Genomic DNA, 17,279 nt, shown 5'->3' on the forward strand with positions numbered 1-17,279 from the left:
CGAACAGATGAACAGCAAACAGAGTCGCAAGAGAAACGGAGCAGAAGACAGTGATGAAGGACGAGGCCCAGGTGGTGCTCGGGATCGACCTGGGCACCACCGCGACCAAGGTGGTCGCCGTGGACGGGGCCTACCGGGTGGTGTCGACCGTCGAGCGTCCCGCACCCCTGCGCACGGGCCGGCACGGGGAAGCCGTGCACGATCCGGAGACGGTGCTGGCCGGGGTCGTAGAAGCGGTACGGGAGAGCGCTGGGATCTGCGCCGGGCGCGGTCTCTCGGTCGCCGCCCTCTCCTTCAGCGCGGCCCTGCACACCCTGCTCGCCCTGGATTCCCGCGGTGAACCGCTGACCGAGGCACTGAGCTGGGCGGACACCCGGGCCGCCGGCATCGCCAGGGACCTTCGGGCGGACGGGGGCGCCGACGCTCTGCACCGGGCGACCGGAACCCCTGTGCACTCCATGGCCCCGCTCACCAAACTGGCCTGGTTCGCGGCTCACGAGCCGGAACTCGTCCGGCGTACGGCGACTTGGTGCGGTCTGAAGGACTACGTCCTCTCGCGGTTCACCGGCAGCCTGGTCACCGACCTGTCCTGCGCCTCCGCCACCGGCCTGCTGGACCTGCGCACCACCCGATGGCACGGTCCCGCCCTGGACATCGCCGGGGTGAGCGACGACCGGCTGCCCGAACTGGTGCCGCCCACCGCCGTGTTCACGCTGCTCCCCGAAGTCGCCGCCACGCTGGGCCTGCCCGCCGGGCTGCCCGTGGTGGCGGGCGCCGGGGACGGCCCGCTGGCCAATCTCGCCGTTGGCGCCACCGCACCCGCCACGGCCGCGCTCTCCCTCGGCACCAGCGGCGCCCTGCGTGTCGTACGCGACCGGCCGGGCGTGGACGAAGGCTGCCGGGTGTTCTGCTACTACCTCGCGGACGGGCTGTGGGTGCTCGGCGGGGCGGTCAGCAATGCGGGGGTCGTCGCCCAGTGGGCGGCCGACTCCTTCGGCGGCGTCGACGTCGGCGACCTGCTGAAGGAGGCGGCCCAGGTGGAGCCCGGCGCCGAGGGCCTGATCGCCCTGCCGCACCTGCTCGGGGAACGCGCCCCCTGGTGGGATCCGGACGCACGCGGTGCCCTGATCGGGCTGCGCCGCGGACACGGCAGGGCCCAGATGACCCGGGCCATGATCGAGGGTGTCGGGCAGCAACTCGCCCTCGTCCGCGACTCCTTGCTCGCCGCCGACGCCCCGATCACCTCGGTACGGGCCACTGGGGGCGCCCTGCGCTCCACTCTGTGGGCCCAGATCGTCGCCGCCGCGCTCGACATGCCGCTGGAGATCACCGACGACACCGCCGGCTCGGGCTTCGGTGCCGCGCTGCTGGCCCGGCACGCACTCGGCGCCCTGCCCTCGCTGACCTCTCCGGTGCCCGGCGCCCGCGCCCACCGCACCGTGACCCCCGACCCGGCGGCGGCACGGCGGCTGGCGCAGACCCGGCCGCTCAGCGAGCAGTTGTACCAGCTCCTGCGCGAGGTGCAGGGGCCGCACCGGTGACCACCGCCCCCGCGTCCGGCCGCAGCCGTGCCGCCTCCGCGACCGTGATCAGGGGAAGCAGCGCGAGCAGCGCGAACGCCACCCGGTAGGGAGCGACGGGTCCGTCCAGGCCGAGGAGGGGAGCGAGCGGGTCCGCGGCGCGCAGCGCGAGGGCGCCGAAGGCGACCCCGAGCCCGGCGGCGAGCTGCTGCACCGTGCTGGAGAGCGCGTTGGCGCCGCTGGTGCGGTCCGGCTCGATGTCGGCGAAACCGATCGTCGCGTACGCGCTCAGCGAGACGGACCGGCACACGCCGCTCACGAACAGCACGGACACCACCACGGCCATCGGCGTGTGCGGGCCGAGCAGCCCGCACAGCACGAACGTCACCGCGGTCGCGACCCCGTTCACCAGCAGCACCGCACGGAAGCCGAAGCGGCGCAGCAGCGGGGAGGTGAGCGGCTTGATCGCGACGTTGCCCGCGAACACCGCGATGAGCACCAGCCCGGCGGTGGCCGCGCTCCAGCCGAAGGCCCCCTGGAACATCAGGGGCAGCAGGAACGGCACGGCGGTGATCGCGGCGCGGAACAGGGCGCCACCAGCGTTCGACACCCGGAAGGTGTCCACCTTCAGGGCGCCGAGGTCGAGCAACGGGCTTCGTACCTCACCGAAGTGACGTACCGTCACGACGCAGAGCGCGACTCCCGCGATGAACCAGGACGCGCCCGCGTCCCAGGCGGCGGGCGCGGCGCCGAACCGCTCCAGGCCCAGCACCAGCGCCGCCAGCCCGGCCCCGCCGAGCCCGAAGCCCACCCAGTCGAGACGGGGCCGCTCCGGCTGCCGCAGATCGGGGACGAGCCGCAGGGCGAACGGCAGCGCCAGTACGCCGAGCGGCACATTGACCAGGAAGATCCAGTGCCAGGACGCGTACGTCGTGAACAGCCCGCCCAGCGCCGGTGCGAGGACCGGGGCCAGCAGACCGGGCCAGGTCAGCCACGCGACCGCCCGCAGCAGATCCGACTTCCGGGTGGAGCGCAGCACCGCCAGCCTGCCGACGGGCACCATCATCGCCCCGCCGATGCCCTGCGCGACGCGCATCACGACCAGTTCGGGCAGGTCGCCCGCCGCCGCGCAGAGCGCCGAGGCGAGCGTGAACACGGCGATCGCCCAGACGAAGACCCGACGGGCACCGTAGCGGTCGGCGGCCCAGCCGCTCACCGGGATGAACACGGCCAGCGCGACGAAATACGCCGTCATGGCGACGCCGATGTCGGCCGGCCGCACCCCGAAGGAGGCGGCCATGTCGGGGGCGGCCGTCGAGATGATCGTGCCGTCCAGGTTCTCCATGAAGAAGGCCCCGGCGACCAGCAGCGCCAGCCCCCGGCCGCCCCCGCCGCTCACTGATGTGTCTCCGTACCGTGCATGGACATCGGCGTCGGCATCGGCATACCGATGTCCTGTATCTGTCCGGGGAGGACGACGAACTGCCGCATCATGCCCATGTCCTCGTGTTCGAGCATGTGGCAGTGGTACACGAACTTCCCCGCCGAGTCCCCGAAGTACCCGTCCACCGTGACCAGCTCACCCGGTCCGACCCGAACCGTGTCCTTCCAGCCCCGCTCGCCCGGGGCCACCGTCCCCGCGCCGGTCCGGCGCAGCGGGGCGGCGGTGCCGCAGCCGATGGAGCCGTCCGGCATCGAGAACGACGTGAACCCGCCGACGTCGTACGACTCCCGGCTCGCCACCCGGAAACTCGTGGCGTGGATGTGCATGGGATGCGGCCAGCCCGACGGCGCCGCGTGCAGGAACCGCCACCGCTCCCAGCCACGGGTACGGACGAAGAAGCGCACCGGGTCGTAGAAGTCCGCCGCCGCGCGACGGTACGTCGTCAGGGTGCCGTCGTCCTCCTTGATCTGCACGATGCCGTCGGCCGGAAGCTCACCGGACGGCGCCTCGGTCCTCTCCATCTCCCAGCACAGGGCCTGACCTGGGCCCATCGGCGTCAGCACCACCAGCCGCTCGGTCGGGTGCTGAGGGGTGGCCGGGGTGCCGGTCCCGTCGTCGTCGAGGGAGCCGTCGCTCAGCCGTCGCGGCAGCGTGAAGGGGTCGTGGACGGGACGCTCGGCCACCCGGAACTCCATCACCTGCGGCCACGGCCCGGGGTCGGGATTGGGGTTGGTGTTCGTCAGCCGCAGCCGACGACCGCGGAACGCCGAGAAGTCGATGAGCAGGTCGGCGCGCTCGGCGGAACCGAGGGTCAGCCCGTCGGCGCCGTCCACCGGCACTGGTTCCGTCAGCAGCCCGTGGTCCGTGCCGATCTGGTACACGGCACCGGACGGCACGGCACGCCCGTTCTCGTCGGTCAGCGTCAGCCGGTACTGGCGCGTGTTGGCGCCATTGACGACACGGAAGCGGTACCAGCGCGGCTCGATCTCCAGATACGGCCAGATCACCCCGTTGACCATGGTGAACGGGCCGGTGAACGCCCGCATCTGCACCAGGGGTTCACTGTGCACGACGATCGTCTTGTGCAGCAGCCGGCCGGTGAGCAGGCCCTCGCTGTCGGTCTCCAGGTTGCGGTCCGCGAGCATCAGCGGAATCTCGTACGCCCCGCCGGGAAGGCCGAGGGCGTCCTCCTCCTCGTCCCGGATCAGATACATGCCGGACAGACCCGCCATCACGTTCCACCGGGTGATGCCCATGGCGTGGTCGTGGTAGAAGAGCGCCGCCGCACGCTGCTCGTTGGGGTACTCCGAGAGCTGGGAGGTGCCCGGCTGTACGCCGTTCTCCGGCCAGCCGTCGTTGCCGCTGCCCGTGAGCGCGCCGTGCAGATGGACCACCGTCCACGGCCGCAGGGCCGCCACGTCCTCGCGCGCGCTCACGCCGCCGCGCCCCGGCTGGTCCCAGGGCCCGGGTGTCGTCGTGGCGTTGGGCACCTCGACGACCGTCACCGGGAGGTCGCCGGACAGTTCGTTGGTCCAGGTCACCCGGAGCTTCTCGCCCCGGCGGACCTCGAAGGTGGGGCCGGTCACCTGGCCGTCGTAGGCCCAGACGGGGGTCGGCGGCAGCTGGGAATGCATGCGGGTCGTCGTCGCCCGCATCCGGACGGTGGCGTACGAGACGCCGTCGTCCCGGGTCTTCGGGACGGTCGCGGGGATGCGCAGGGGGTCACGGAAGGGGGTGAGACTGCGGTAGGTGGGTGCGGCCGGGGCGGATCCGGCCGGTCCGCCGCGAGCCGGGCGGGGTTCGTCGTCCGGTCCGGCCGCTGCTGCGGTCCCGGACTCGGGACCGGCTCCGGACTCGGTGGCCGCGCTCGCCGACGTCGGCACCGCCGCGCTGTCGGCGGTGGCGACGACGGCGCCCGCCGCCGCGGTGGCGAGAAAACCCCGGCGAGTGAACGCCGAACGGGTCGCGCTCGCCGGGGTGTTGCCGTCCTGGGTGTGCATGGTGTCCTTCACTCATCACCGCGGCGGACCCGCCCTGGCGGTCCGCCGCTACGGCTCCTGGTCGCCCGGTCCCGGGGCGTCCACCTCGGGACCGGGCGGTGTCCCCGCCGGGTCGCACACACTTCGGCCGTGCGCGCGGTCCGTACGGAGACGCACGCCGTGTGGCAGCACGACGTGCTGAAACAACGCCTCCTGCATACGTCGGCCTCGGGTACGGGACATCCGTGTCCCGCCCCTCGACCGACATGGTGCGGGTCCCGGCAGGGTCAGCCCTGCTCCGCCCCGCCCGCGGCAGCGGCATGCACCGCGTGGCCGCCGAACTGCCGGCGCATCGCCGCGAGGGCCTTGAGCTGGGCCGCGTCCGGCTTGCGGGAGGCGAAGCGGGCGAAGAGGGCCGCGGTCATGGCGGGGGCGGAGACCGAGAGGCGTACCGCCTCCTCGACCGTCCAGCGACCCTCGCCCGAGTCGTCGACGCGGCCGGAGAGGGTGGCCAGGCCCGGGTCTTCGTCGAGGGCACGCACGAGGAGGTCGAGCAGCCAGGAGCGGACGACCGTGCCGTGCCGCCAGGAGGCGAGCACCTTGGGCACGTCCGGCACGAACTCGCCGGCCTCCAGCAGCTCGTAGCCCTCGGCGAGCGCCTGCATCATGCCGTACTCGATGCCGTTGTGGACCATCTTGGCGTAGTGGCCGGCGCCGACCGGGCCCGCGTGGCACAGCCCGTCCTGGTCGGGGGCGAGCGACTCCAGCAGCGGCCAGACGCGCTGTACGTGCTCGTCCTCGCCGCCGCACATCACGGCGTAGCCGTTCTCGCGGCCCCAGACGCCGCCGCTGACACCGCAGTCGACGTAGCCGATGCCGTGCTCGACGAGCATCCGCGCGTGCTCGGTGTCGTCGCTGAAGCGGGAGTTGCCGCCCTCGACGATCACATCGCCCGGGGACAGCAGTTCCGCGAGCTGCCGCAGGGCCTGGTGGGTCGGTTCGCCCGAGGGGAGCATCAGCCACACCACGCGGGGTCCGGCGAGCTTGCCGACGAGTTCCTCCAGCGAGTCCGCGTCGCGGTCGGGGGAGGTGCGGCTGTAGCCGAGCACCTCGTGGTCGCGGTCCCGCCAGCGGGCGGCCATGTTGCCGCCCATGCGTCCCAGGCCGACGATTCCTACCTGCATGTGTCTTCAGTCCTTCGCGAGATGAGGGGAGTGCGGCGAGCCGCCGCGCAGCAGGCCGAGGACGACGCTGTTGTCCAGGTCGCCGAGGCCCTGGGCCTCGACGGCCGCGTACAGGTCGGCGACGGTCGTGGAGAGCGGCAGCGTGACGCCCTCGTCGGCGGCGCTGTCCAGGACGAACCCGAGGTCCTTGTGGAGGTAGCGGGCCGGGCCGGACGGGGTGAAGTCCCCCTCGGCCAGATGGTGGCGCTTCTGCGTCAGCACCTCGGAGGAGGCGAGGCCGCCGGCCAGTACGTCGAGCAGCGCGGCGGGTTCGAGGCCCCCGCGCTCCCCGAGCAGGACGGCCTCGGCGAGCGCGACCAGGGTTCCGGCGACGACGAGCTGGTTGCAGGCCTTGGCGAGCGAGCCGGCGCCGGTGTCGCCCATGCGCCGTACGGTCGAGCCCATCGCCTCCAGAAACGGGCGGAGTCGTGCGACGGCCTCCGCCGGGCCCCCGGCCATGATCGACAGGGTGGCGTCGCGGGCGCCGGTCACCCCGCCGCTGACCGGGGCGTCGACGACCGTGATGCCCTGCGGGCTCAGCCTCTCGGCCAGGGCGCGCACCGCGACGGGGGAGACGGTGCCCATGACGACCAGGGTGTCCATGACCGGCCGTCCGCAGCGCAGTCCGCCGGGTCCGTCCAGCAACGCGACCACCTGGGGGAGGTCGGGGAGCATCGTGAGGACGACCGGTGCGGCGGCGGCCACCTGCTCCGGGCTGTCGGCGGTGCGGCAGCCGGCTGACACGGCGGGCTCCAGCGGGGAGGGGCCGCGGTTCCAGGCGAGGACGTCGAAACCGGCCCGGGCGAGGTTCACCGCCATGGGCAGACCCATCGCACCGAGTCCCAGAAAGCCGACGGTGCCGGTGCCGACGTCGGGGACGCTCATGCTCCGGCTCCCGCCGGAGCTTCCTGACGGGCCGTCAACTCGGCGAGGCGGCCGACCAGTCGGGGACTGTCGACCACATCCCGGTTGACCACGAAGGGCGGTACGCGGCCCGCCGCCACCTCCAGCACCGCCCGGACCGCGCTGCCGCCGTTCCCGGCGGACATCTCGTCGGTCCACGCCAGCGCGTGCGGGCTGAGCACGACCTGGTCCATGCCCAGCAACGGGTTGTCGGGCGCGGGCGGTTCGCTCTCGAACACGTCCAGTCCGGCGCCCCTGATCCGCCGTACCCGCAGCGCGTCGATCAGCGCGGCCTCGTCGACGATGGGCCCGCGGGCGACATTGAGGAGGACCGCCGTGGGCTTCATCAGCGACAGCCGCCGCGCGTCGACGAGATGCCGGGTCTCCTCCGTCAGCGCGCACATCACGATCACGGCGTCGGCCTCGGCCATCACGGTGTCGGCGTCCGCGAGCCGTACACCGAGCACGTCCGCGGTCTCCGGCGGGCAGTACGGGTCGTACGCCACGACGTCGACCTCGAACGGCCGTAGCAGCCCGACCAGATCGCGGGCGGTGTTGCCGAGGCCGATCAGCCCGATCCGGCGGCCGGTGAGCCCGAGGCCCATCCACTGTTCCTTCTCGGCCCAGCGGCCCTCCCGCACCAGCCGGTCCTTGGCGGTCACGTTGTGCAGCACGGACAGGAGCAGGGTGAGGGCGGCGGTGGCGACCGGGCGGCGGGCGCCGTCCGGGGTGATCGTCACCAGGGCGCCGTTGCGGGTGCACGCGTCGAGGTCGACGGCGTCGTAGCCGACGCCGAAGCGGGCGAAGAGCAACGGTGGGCGGTCGGCGCCCTCGAAGGTGCGTGCGGTGACGGCGGGGCCGGCGAACAGGACGGCGTCCAGGCCGTCGACGTCGCTCGCGAGGAGTTCCGCGGTGTCACGCGGCAGGTAGTGCCAGTCGACCCCGGCGGCGTCGAGTTCGCCGAGCCGGATGTCGCCCCACACATTGCGGCCGTCCGCGTCCAGGAAGTCCCGGCTGACGCCGACTGCGAACCGTGCGCCGCTCATCACAGCACCGCGATCGGGTTGACGGGCGAACCCGTGCCGCCGGGGACGTTCAGCGGGGCCACGACGAACAGGAACTCGTAACGGCCGGCCTGCGCGCAGGCGGCGGAGAGCGCCTCGAGGTCGAGGTTGTCCAGCAGCGGTACGCCCATGGCGGTGATCGCCAGGGCGTGCACGGGGGAGTGCAGGCCTTCGACGGGCGAGGGCCGTACGTCGCTGTCGCCGTCGCCGCCGAGCAGCGCGATCCCGCGCTCGGCGAACAGCGGCATGGCGTCCACGTGGAAGCCGGCGCTGGCGTTGTCCGGGTTCCAGGCGCCGAGTTCGGCGCGGCGCCGGAAGTGGCCGGAGCGCAGCAGCACCGCGTCGCCGTCGCCGATGGTGACGCCGAGGGCCTTCTCGGCGGCGGCGACGTCCTCGGCGTGCACGGCCCGGCCGGGCTCCAGCCAGTCGATGCCGAGAACGGCCGGCAGGTCGAGGAGCACGCCCTTGGTGACGAGCGGGCCGAGCGCGGAGACGGACCCGAAGCGGGCGCCGCCCGCGTCGACGACCTCGCGTGCGGTACGGCCGTCGTAGAGCTGTCCGCGGTAGGCGATGTGGGAGAGGGCGTCGAGGTGGCTGACGCCCTTGCCGTGGTAGTCGACCGCGATGAAGTCCTTGTGGCAGGACGGTTCGGGGGCTTCCACGTCGCCGAGGTCGGACATGTAGTGGAGTGCGGGCTTGCCGTTGTCCGGGCCGTGCACCGTGTTCCACGGCAGGGCCGTCGCGACGGTGGTGCCGGTGCGGACCAGCGCGGCGGCGCGCTGTGCGTGCTCGGGGGTGACCCCGTTCCACGCGCCGCGGTCGGCCTCCTCCGGGGCCCAGCGGCCCCAGGTGCGCAGCTCGTCGAAGAGTGTGTCGAACTCCGCGCGGGACAGCGCGGGGCCGTTGGGAGGGGGGTCGGGAAGTGGTTCGTGCGGGTTGCTGGTCATCTGCTGCTCAACGCTCCAAGGCTCGGAGGATGTCGTCGGCCGACCCGGAGGGCGCGCTACGGTCGAGTGGCCCGGGGGGATGCGAGAAATCTCGACGGGAAAGCGTGCGCCGACGGCATTGTCGTTCCGGGGCACACGAGAGACAATAGCCAATATGCTGAACGACGAACAGAATGATGGGTGGAGTTGCTGGTGAGCGCAAGTGACCCGGGTAGTCTCGTTCCCGCCGTGACGCGGGCCGTGGCCATCCTCGACGCACTCGGCGAGGCGGAGGGGCGTCCGCTGTCGGTGAGTGAGATCGCGCGCGCCCTGGACCTGCCGAAGTCCTCGACGGGCAATCTGTGCGCCTCGCTGGAGGCGGCCGGCATGATCGCGCGCAACGGCTCGGGCTTCAGCCTGGGGCGCAAGCTCGTCGAGCTCGGCGGCCGCTATCTGGCCACCGTCGACCAGCTGCGCGACTTCTACGAGCTGTGCCGGCGCAGCGCCCATATCTCGCGGGAGACCGCCCGGGTCGCCGTACTCGACGGCCTGGACGTCCTCTACCTGGGGCGTTACGACGGCACGCAGCCGTTGCGGCTGACCGCCAACATCGGCGACCGCTTCCCCGCGAACTGCACGGCCACCGGCAAGGCCATCCTGTCCACCCTGGACCCGGCGGTGGCCGAGGACCGGCTGCGCGGCCGCACCCTGCCCGCGCTCAGCGAGCGGTCCCTCACCTCCGTGCCGGCCCTGATGGCGGACCTGGCCGAGACCCGGGAGCGCGGCTACGCGATCGACGACGAGGAGGCCACGGCGGGCATCCTCTGCCTCGCCGTGCCGGTCAACGGCTTCCGTGCGGACTCGGCGCCCTTCGCGATCAGCGTCACCGTGCTCAAGGCCCGGCTCGACGACGAGTTCCGCGAGGCGCTGCTGAAGGACCTGCGGGTCATCGCGGCGGGTCTGGAGAATCCCATGCTTCCGCAGGGGCAGCGGGTCGACGGCGGCTGAGGTCAAAGGCCTGTTCAGCGCCCCTTCGGTGCCACCCCACGGCGGCCGTACGGAGATCTTCCCGTACGGCCGCCGTAACTTTGGGGCAATAAATGCCGACGGGAGTATTGACCAACATGCTGGCGGCTGTACAGGATTCTGGTCGAGCCGGGGAATGGTCCTCGGCTGGCAGATCCCTTCGGAGAAGTCCGTGCCTGACGCTCCCGATGACATAGCTGACACAGCAGACACAGCCACACACCCGCCCCTGGTGAGCATCCGGGGGCTGCGCAAGCGATTCGGCGGCACGCTCGCCCTCGCCGACGTCGACCTCGACATCCACTCCGGCAGCGTCCTGGCGCTATTGGGACACAACGGCGCCGGCAAGTCCACCCTGATCAAGGTCCTCGCCGGGGTCTACCGGGCGGACCAGGGCGAGGTCACCGTCGCCGGCCATCCACTCGGCACCGATGCCGCCGCCACGGAGATGTCCTTCATCCACCAGGACCTCGGTCTGGTCGAGTGGATGACGGTCGCCGAGAACATCGCCCTCGGCACCGGCTACCCGCGCCGCGCCGGCCTCGTCTCCTGGCGGCAGGTCCGCGCGCGCAGCGCCGAGGCGCTGGCCATCGTCGCCGGTCACCTCGACCCGGACATGGCGGTCGCCGACCTCACCCGCGCCGAGCGGTCCCTGGTCGCCATCGCCCGCGCCCTGTCCACCCGGGCCCGGCTCATCGTCCTCGACGAACCCACCGCGAGCCTGCCCGCCGCGGACTGCGCCCGCCTCTTCGACGTACTGCACACCCTGCGCGACCGCGGCCACGGCATCGTCTACGTCAGCCACCGGCTCGACGAGGTCTACCAGGTCGCCGACAGCTTCGCGGTCCTGCGCGACGGCCACCTCATCAGCGAGGGCCGCCTCGCCGACCACGGCCCCGACCGCGTCGTGCGCGACATCGTCGGCCACGAACCGGACAGCCACCGCCCGCAGCCCGGCCCCAAGGCCGCCACCGGCGAGGCCCCGACCGTGCTGCGCCTCACCGGCGTCACCACCGAGGGCGCGGGCCCCGTCGACCTGGAGCTGCGCGCCGGAGAGGTCCTCGGCATGGTCGGCCTCACCGGCGCCGGCCACATGGACCTCGGCCGGGCCCTCGCCGGATCCCGGCCGATCCAGGACGGTGCCGCGCTGCTCGACGGCAGGCCGTACCGGCCCGGCTCGCCCGCCGCGGCCGTCGACGCGGGCATCGGCTTCGTCACCAGCAACCGCCAGGAGGAGGGCTGCGCCCTCGAACTCACCGTCCGGGAGAACTTCCTGGCCAACCCGCGGGCCGACAGCCGCTCCCCGTGGCGCTGGATCAGCCCGTCACGCGAGCGCGCCGCGGCGACCGCCCTGGTCGAGAGGTTCGGCGTACGCCCGGCCAACTCCGAGGCACCCATCGCGACCCTCTCCGGCGGCAACCAGCAGAAGGTCATGATCGGCCGCTGGCTGCGCCTGAGCAGACGCGTCGTGATCCTGGAGGAGCCGACCGCGGGAGTCGACGTCGGCGCCAAGGCGGAGATCTACCGCCTGCTCGACGACGCGCTCGCCCAGGGCCTCGCGGTCCTCCTCATCTCCACCGACTTCGAGGAAGTCGCCGACGTGTGCCACCGCGCCCTGGTCTTCGTACGGGGCACCGTGACCGCCGAACTCAGCGGCGAGGCCCTCACCGTCACCGAACTCACCCACGCCGCGTCGGCCATGCCGGCGCTGACCGGAACGGCGGACAACTGATGGCCACCGAGACCGAATCCGCCCGCCGGGAGGCCGCCGGCCGCGGCGGAAGCCAGCAGCGGGACGGCGCCCGCAAGGCAACGCCCCCGCGCAAGCAGCCACCCGGCGGCGCCGACGAAGGCGCGGGCAGCGGCTCGATCGCCGCCCGCCTGCGCGGCGGTCACCTCATCGGCACCTACGGCCTGCTCGGCCTGACCGTCCTGCTCTTCGTGATCTTCGCGCTGGCCCTGCCGGACACCTTCCCGACGATGGACAACGCCTCGTCGATCCTGTCCAACCAGTCGATCCCCGCGATCCTCGCGCTCGGCGCGATGATCCCCATCGTCACCGGCAAGTTCGACCTCTCCGTCGGCTACGGACTGGGCTTCGCCCACGTCCTGGCCATGCAGCTCATCGTGAACAGCGGCTGGTCCTGGCCGATGGCGTGCGTCGCCGTCATCATCGGCGGCGGCATCGTCGGCGTACTCAACGGCCTGCTCGTGGAGTTCGCCAGGATCGACTCCTTCATCGCCACCCTCGGCACCGGCAGTCTGCTGTACGCCTGCACCGGCTGGATCACCGACGGCGCCCGGATCGTGCCCGGCCCGCACGGCCTGCCCCCGGCCTTCACCGACCTGTACGACTCCACATTCCTCGGCCTGCCGGTCCCCGCCTTCTACGTCCTCGCGCTCGCCGTGGTGCTGTGGCTGCTCCTTGAGCGCCTGCCGCTCGGCCGCTACCTGTACGTCATCGGCTCCAACGCCCGCGCCGCCGACCTCGTCGGCATCCCCACCCGCCGCTACGGCATCTACGCCTTCGCCGGGTCCGGACTCGTCGTCGGCTTCGCGGGCGTCCTGCTCGCCGCGCAGCAGCAGATCGGCAACCCGAGCGTCGGCATGGACTACCTCCTGCCCGCCTTCGTCGGCGCCCTGCTCGGCTCCACCGCCATCAAACCGGGCCGCGCCAACGCCGCCGGAACCGTCGTCGCCGTCGCCATCCTCGCCATCGGCCTGGCCGGCATCCAGCAGCTGGGCGCCGAATTCTGGGCGACCTCCCTGTTCAACGGCGGCACCCTGCTCCTCGCGGTCGGCCTGGCCGGCTACTCCGCCCGCCGCCGACTGCGCGCCGGGGCCAGTGCCACCCGCCGCTCGCTGTCGGGGCCCGGAACGGAACCCACGACGGTGACGGGCGTCGCTACCGAACCCGTGACGGTGACGGGCATCGCGGCCGAACCCGTGAAGGTGGCCGCGACCGAGCAGCCGACGTCTGCCGCTGCCGGGGTGCCCGTTGCTGGATCGCCTGCCGGGGCGTCTGCCGCTGCCGGGGTGCCCGTTGCTGGATCGCCCGCCGGGGCGCCTGCCGCCACCGGAGTGCCCGCCGCCGGAACGCCCGCCGGAGCGCCCGCCGCCGCCGGAACGCCCACCGCCGGAGCGCCCGACGGCGACCCGCCGCCCACACCCTGACCACCTTCGCCGCCCCCTCGCCCCGCGCCACCCCCTCGTAGCCCTCTTGCCGCCCCCTCGCCGTACGCCCTCAAGGAGCCCCGCCGTGTCGCACCACCCCACCCGCAAGGCAACCATCAGAGCTGTGGCCGCCCTGGCCGTGCTCACCGCTACCGTCGCGGGCTGCACCCGGGGCTCCGAGAGCGCCGGCTCCACCACCGTGGGCGGGTCCTCGAAGCCCGGCTGTCCGGCCGTACTCGCGAAGGCGAAGAAGGCGGTCACGGCCGCCGAGGCCGTCGACGCACCCTGGGGCGGACCGACCACCGGCCCCAAGGCGGTCGCCGGCAAGACGATCGTCTACGTCGCCCAGAGCATGACCAATCCCGGTGTAGCGGGCGCCGCCGCAGGCGTCCAGGAGGCCGCCAAGGCCATCGGCTGGAAGGTGAGGATCATCGACGGCCAGGGCACCCCGGCCGGGATCCAGGCCGCCGTCAGCCAGGCCGTCGCCGTGAAGCCCGACGGCATCGTCCTGTCCGGCTTCGACCCCAAGTCGACCGCTCAGCAGGTCGCGCAGGCCAATGCGGCCGGTATCCCGCTCATCGGCTGGCACGCCGTCGGCACCCCCGGCCCCAGCACGAATCCGAAGCTCTTCAGCAACATCACCACCAAGGTCGAGGACGTCGCGAAGATCAGCGCCGACTGGATCATCGACCAGTCCAACGGCCGGGCGGGCGTGGTGGTCTTCACCGACGCCTCCATCCCCTTCGCCAAGGGCAAGTCGGACCTGATCGAGAAGGAACTCGGCACCTGCTCCGACATCAAGGTGCTGTCCACCTCCAACATCCCGATCGCCGACGCTAGCAGCCGCACCCCGCAGGAGGTCTCCGCGCTGCTGTCCCGCTTCAGCACCAAGTGGACGTACTCGGTGGCCATCAACGACCTGTACTTCGCCGACGCGGCGCCCGCGCTGCGGGCGGGCGGCAAGCAGGGCAACGGCGCCCCCTTCAGCATCGGCGCGGGCGACGGCGACCCGTCGGCCTTCCAGCGCATCAACAGCAAGCAGTTCCAGGCGGCCACGGTGCCCGAGCCGTTGTCCGAGCAGGGCTGGCAGATCGTCGACGAGTTCAACCGCGCCTTCGCCGACAAGCCCGCCAGCGGCTACATCGCCCCGGCGCACATCACCACGGCGGCCAACAGCGGCGGCGGCTCCTCCTGGGACCCGAAGGGCTACCGCGAGGCGTACCGCAAGCTCTGGGGCAAGTAGCCCCGGCCTCTCCCGGTGGACCGGACCGCCGCTCACGCCCCGCGCAGATCCTTGACCCGGCGGAGCTTCCCGACCGAGCGCTCCAGGGTCTCCGGATCGACGATCGCCACCTCGACGGTGACGCCCACGCCGTCCTTGACACCGTGGGCGATGGCCCGCGAGGCGGCCTCCCGCCGGTCGGGATCCGTGCCGGGGCGTGCCTCGACGCGGACGAGCATGTGGTCCATGCGGCCGCGCCGGGTCAGCTGGATCTGGAAGTGCGGGGCGACACCGGGGGTGCGCAGCACGATCTCCTCGATCTGGCTGGGGAAGACGTTCACCCCGCGCAGGATGATCATGTCGTCGCAGCGGCCGGTGATCTTCTGGATACGGCGGAAGGCGGGCCGGGCGGTGCCGGGCAGCAGCCGGGTCAGGTCCCGGGTGCGGTAGCGGATGACCGGCAGGGCCTCCTTGGTGAGGGAGGTGAAGACGACCTCGCCCTCCTCGCCCTCGGCCAGGACGGCGTCCGTCACCGGGTCGACCACCTCCGGGTAGAAGTGGTCCTCCCACACGTGCAGCCCGTCCTTGGTCTCCACGCACTCCTGAGCGACACCCGGGCCGATCACCTCCGACAGGCCGTATATGTCGACGGCGTGGATGTCCATACGCTCCTCGATCTCGCGCCGCATCTCCTCGGTCCACGGTTCGGCGCCGAAGATGCCCACCTCCAGGGAGGTGCCGCGCGGATCGACGCCCTGTTTCTCGAACTCGTCGAGGAGGGTCAGCAGGTAGGACGGCGTGACCATGATGATCTCGGGCCGGAAGTCCTGGATGATCTGCACCTGGCGCGCCGTCATGCCGCCGGAGACCGGGATCACCGTGCATCCGGCGCGTTCGGCGCCGTAATGCGCGCCGAGGCCGCCGGTGAACAGGCCGTAGCCGTAGGAGATGTGGACCTTGTGGCCCTGGCGCCCGCCGGCGGCGCGGATCGAGCGGGCGACCACGTCCGCCCACATCGACAGGTCGTTCTCCGTGTAGCCCACGACGGTGGGGCGGCCGGTGGTGCCGCTGGACGCGTGGACGCGGCGGATCTCGGACATGGGGACGGCGAACATGCCGAAGGGATACGTGTCCCGCAGGTCGGCCTTGGTGGTGAAGGGGAAGCGGGACAGATCCGCCAGGCAGCGGCAGTCGTCGGGCCCGACCCCGGCCTCGTCGAACTTCTTCCGGTACAGCTCCACGTTCTCGTAGGCGTGCCGCAGGGTCGCGCGCAGGCGGTGGAGCTGGAGCTCGCGCAGTTGCTCGCGGGTCAGGCGTTCGCCGTCGTCCAGCAGATCATGGGGGAGCGGATCTCCTCTGCGGGGTTCCGGTCCAGGGGGTTCCGGGGCAGCTGTGGTTGTCGGCTCGCTGCTCATCGCGACTCCTTCCTCGTCGTGCTCGGCGAGGAAGATATGCCCGCAATATCGCCCCAGTGGCCACGCCTGGTCTTGCCCAGCCCCCGGAAACACGTCACACTGGTACCGAACGAATGGTCGGTTGGGAAGCGAGTGGCGATGAAGCGGATGCAGGAGCACTTCGACGCGACGATCGCGCGGGATCAGCGGATCGAGCCGCGTGACTGGATGCCGGACGGCTACCGAAAGACACTGGTGCGGCAGATCGCCCAGCACGCGCACTCGGAGATCATCGGCATGCAGCCGGAGGGCGAGTGGATCACGAAGGCGCCGTCGCTGCGCCGCAAGGCGATCCTGTTCGCGAAGGTCCAGGACGAGGCCGGTCACGGGCTGTACCTGTACTCGGCGGCCGAGACCCTCGGCGCCGACCGCGCGGACCTGACCCTGCGGCTGATCGAGGGGCGCCAGAAGTACTCGTCGATCTTCAACTACCCGACGCGGAGCTTCGCCGACGTCGGCGTGATCGGCTGGTTCGTGGACGGCGCGGCGATCTGCAACCAGGTGCCGCTGTGCCGGAGTTCGTACGGGCCGTACGCGCGCGCGATGGTGCGGATCTGCAAGGAGGAGTCCTTCCACCAACGGCAGGGCTACGAGCTGCTGTTGACGATGATGCGCGGCACCGAGGACCAGCGCGCGATGGTGCAGGACGCGGTGAACCGCTGGTGGTGGCCGTCGCTGATGATGTTCGGCCCGCCCGACGCCGACTCGCCCAACTCCGCCCAGTCCATGGCCTGGAAGATCAAGCGGCACAGCAACGACGAGCTGCGCCGGCGCTTCGTGGACATGACCGTCCCGCAGGCCCAGAAGCTCGGCGTGACCCTGCCCGACCCGGAGCTGCGCTGGAACGAGGAGCGTGGTCGCCACGATTTCGGCACCCCCGACTGGGCGGAGCTGATGCGGGTCATCAAGGGCGACGGGCCGTGCAACGCCGAGCGGGTGGAGCGGCGCAGGACGGCCCACGAGGAAGGCGCCTGGGTGCGGGAGGCGGCCACCGCCCACGCTGCCAAGCAGGCGGCCCGGCAGCGGAAGGGAGCGGCGGCATGAGCGACGAGGTCACCAAGGCCGAATGGCCGCTGTACGAGGTTTTCGTGCGCGGCAAGCGCGGGCTCAACCACGTCCACGTCGGCTCGCTGCACGCCGCCGACGACGCCATGGCCCTCACCCACGCCCGCGACCTGTACACCCGGCGCAACGAGGGTGTCTCGATCTGGGTGGTGCGCTCCGAGCACATCGCCGCCTCCACGCGCGACGAGAAGGACCCGTTCTTCGCCCCCAGCGCCGACAAGGTCTACCGCCACCCGACCTTCTACGACATCCCCGACGACGTCCCCCACATCTGAGGAG

General features: G+C 72.2%; 13 protein-coding genes and 1 pseudogene. 7 read left to right on the top strand and 7 right to left on the bottom strand.

What is annotated here, in order from left to right; translation table 11 throughout:
• The first annotated feature begins 53 nt into the window (after positions 1 to 53).
• Positions 54 to 1,541, top strand: coding sequence for a gluconokinase (locus tag AB0I77_RS07375; RefSeq protein ID WP_363281413.1), 1,488 nt, complete (start codon positions 54 to 56; stop codon positions 1,539 to 1,541).
• Here AB0I77_RS07375 and AB0I77_RS07380 read toward each other — a convergent pair.
• From AB0I77_RS07380 to AB0I77_RS07405, 6 genes are all read right to left on the bottom strand, one after another.
• Positions 1,489 to 2,919, bottom strand: a complete 1,431-nt coding sequence (locus AB0I77_RS07380) for an MFS transporter (RefSeq protein ID WP_363281414.1) — start codon at positions 2,917 to 2,919, stop codon at positions 1,489 to 1,491. The two genes, AB0I77_RS07375 and AB0I77_RS07380, sit on opposite strands and share 53 nt — an antisense overlap.
• Positions 2,916 to 4,964 (bottom strand): multicopper oxidase domain-containing protein, encoded by a 2,049-nt coding sequence (locus AB0I77_RS07385; RefSeq protein ID WP_363281415.1) that lies wholly within the window; start codon positions 4,962 to 4,964, stop codon positions 2,916 to 2,918. The genes AB0I77_RS07380 and AB0I77_RS07385 overlap by 4 nt, the downstream gene beginning before the upstream one ends.
• 266 nt (positions 4,965 to 5,230) lie before the next feature.
• Positions 5,231 to 6,127, bottom strand: a complete 897-nt coding sequence (gene gnd / locus AB0I77_RS07390) for a phosphogluconate dehydrogenase (NAD(+)-dependent, decarboxylating) (RefSeq protein WP_363281416.1) — start codon at positions 6,125 to 6,127, stop codon at positions 5,231 to 5,233.
• Between the two features lie 6 nt (positions 6,128 to 6,133).
• On the bottom strand, positions 6,134 to 7,051 hold the full coding sequence (locus AB0I77_RS07395) for an NAD(P)-dependent oxidoreductase (protein ID WP_363281417.1): 918 nt from the start codon (positions 7,049 to 7,051) through the stop codon (positions 6,134 to 6,136).
• Positions 7,048 to 8,115, bottom strand: coding sequence for an NAD(P)-dependent oxidoreductase (locus AB0I77_RS07400; RefSeq protein ID WP_363281418.1), 1,068 nt, complete (start codon positions 8,113 to 8,115; stop codon positions 7,048 to 7,050). The genes AB0I77_RS07395 and AB0I77_RS07400 overlap by 4 nt, the downstream gene beginning before the upstream one ends.
• The gene (locus AB0I77_RS07405; protein WP_363281419.1) at positions 8,115 to 9,080 is read right to left on the bottom strand and encodes a cyclase family protein; all 966 of its coding nucleotides are present in this window, start codon (positions 9,078 to 9,080) and stop codon (positions 8,115 to 8,117) included. Before AB0I77_RS07405 ends, AB0I77_RS07400 begins: the two co-directional genes overlap by 1 nt.
• 192 nt (positions 9,081 to 9,272) lie before the next feature.
• Here AB0I77_RS07405 and AB0I77_RS07410 point away from each other — a divergent pair, with 192 nt between their 5' ends.
• The 4 genes and pseudogenes from AB0I77_RS07410 (at position 9,273) to AB0I77_RS07425 (ending at position 14,502) form a co-directional block, all read left to right on the top strand.
• Positions 9,273 to 10,067, top strand: coding sequence for an IclR family transcriptional regulator (locus tag AB0I77_RS07410; protein WP_363281420.1), 795 nt, complete (start codon positions 9,273 to 9,275; stop codon positions 10,065 to 10,067).
• A gap of 250 nt (positions 10,068 to 10,317) precedes the next feature.
• A complete protein-coding gene (locus AB0I77_RS07415; RefSeq protein WP_363281421.1) occupies positions 10,318 to 11,817 on the top strand; it encodes a sugar ABC transporter ATP-binding protein in 1,500 nt (499 codons plus the stop codon).
• Positions 11,817 to 12,953 (top strand): annotated as a pseudogene (locus AB0I77_RS07420) (ABC transporter permease); the annotation flags it as partial. The gene AB0I77_RS07415 and the pseudogene AB0I77_RS07420, both read left to right, overlap by 1 nt.
• A 430-nt stretch (positions 12,954 to 13,383) precedes the next feature.
• On the top strand, positions 13,384 to 14,502 hold the full coding sequence (locus AB0I77_RS07425) for a substrate-binding domain-containing protein (protein ID WP_363281595.1): 1,119 nt from the start codon (positions 13,384 to 13,386) through the stop codon (positions 14,500 to 14,502).
• Positions 14,503 to 14,534: 32 nt separating this feature from the next.
• On the opposite strand, the gene paaK is transcribed toward AB0I77_RS07425, so the two are convergent.
• Positions 14,535 to 15,896, bottom strand: a complete 1,362-nt coding sequence (gene paaK, locus AB0I77_RS07430; RefSeq protein WP_363281423.1) for a phenylacetate--CoA ligase PaaK — start codon at positions 15,894 to 15,896, stop codon at positions 14,535 to 14,537.
• A gap of 138 nt (positions 15,897 to 16,034) precedes the next feature.
• On the opposite strand from paaK, the gene paaA reads away from it, so the two are divergent.
• Positions 16,035 to 16,979 (top strand): 1,2-phenylacetyl-CoA epoxidase subunit PaaA, encoded by a 945-nt coding sequence (gene paaA, locus AB0I77_RS07435; RefSeq protein ID WP_363281424.1) that lies wholly within the window; start codon positions 16,035 to 16,037, stop codon positions 16,977 to 16,979.
• Positions 16,976 to 17,275 carry a 1,2-phenylacetyl-CoA epoxidase subunit PaaB gene (paaB, locus tag AB0I77_RS07440; RefSeq protein WP_363281426.1) on the top strand — a complete coding sequence of 100 codons (300 nt, stop codon included), beginning with the start codon at positions 16,976 to 16,978 and terminating at the stop codon, positions 17,273 to 17,275. Before paaA ends, paaB begins: the two co-directional genes overlap by 4 nt.
• Positions 17,276 to 17,279 lie beyond the last annotated feature (4 nt).

Source organism: Streptomyces sp. NPDC050619, assembly GCF_040654815.1.
Taxonomy (GTDB): domain Bacteria; phylum Actinomycetota; class Actinomycetes; order Streptomycetales; family Streptomycetaceae; genus Streptomyces.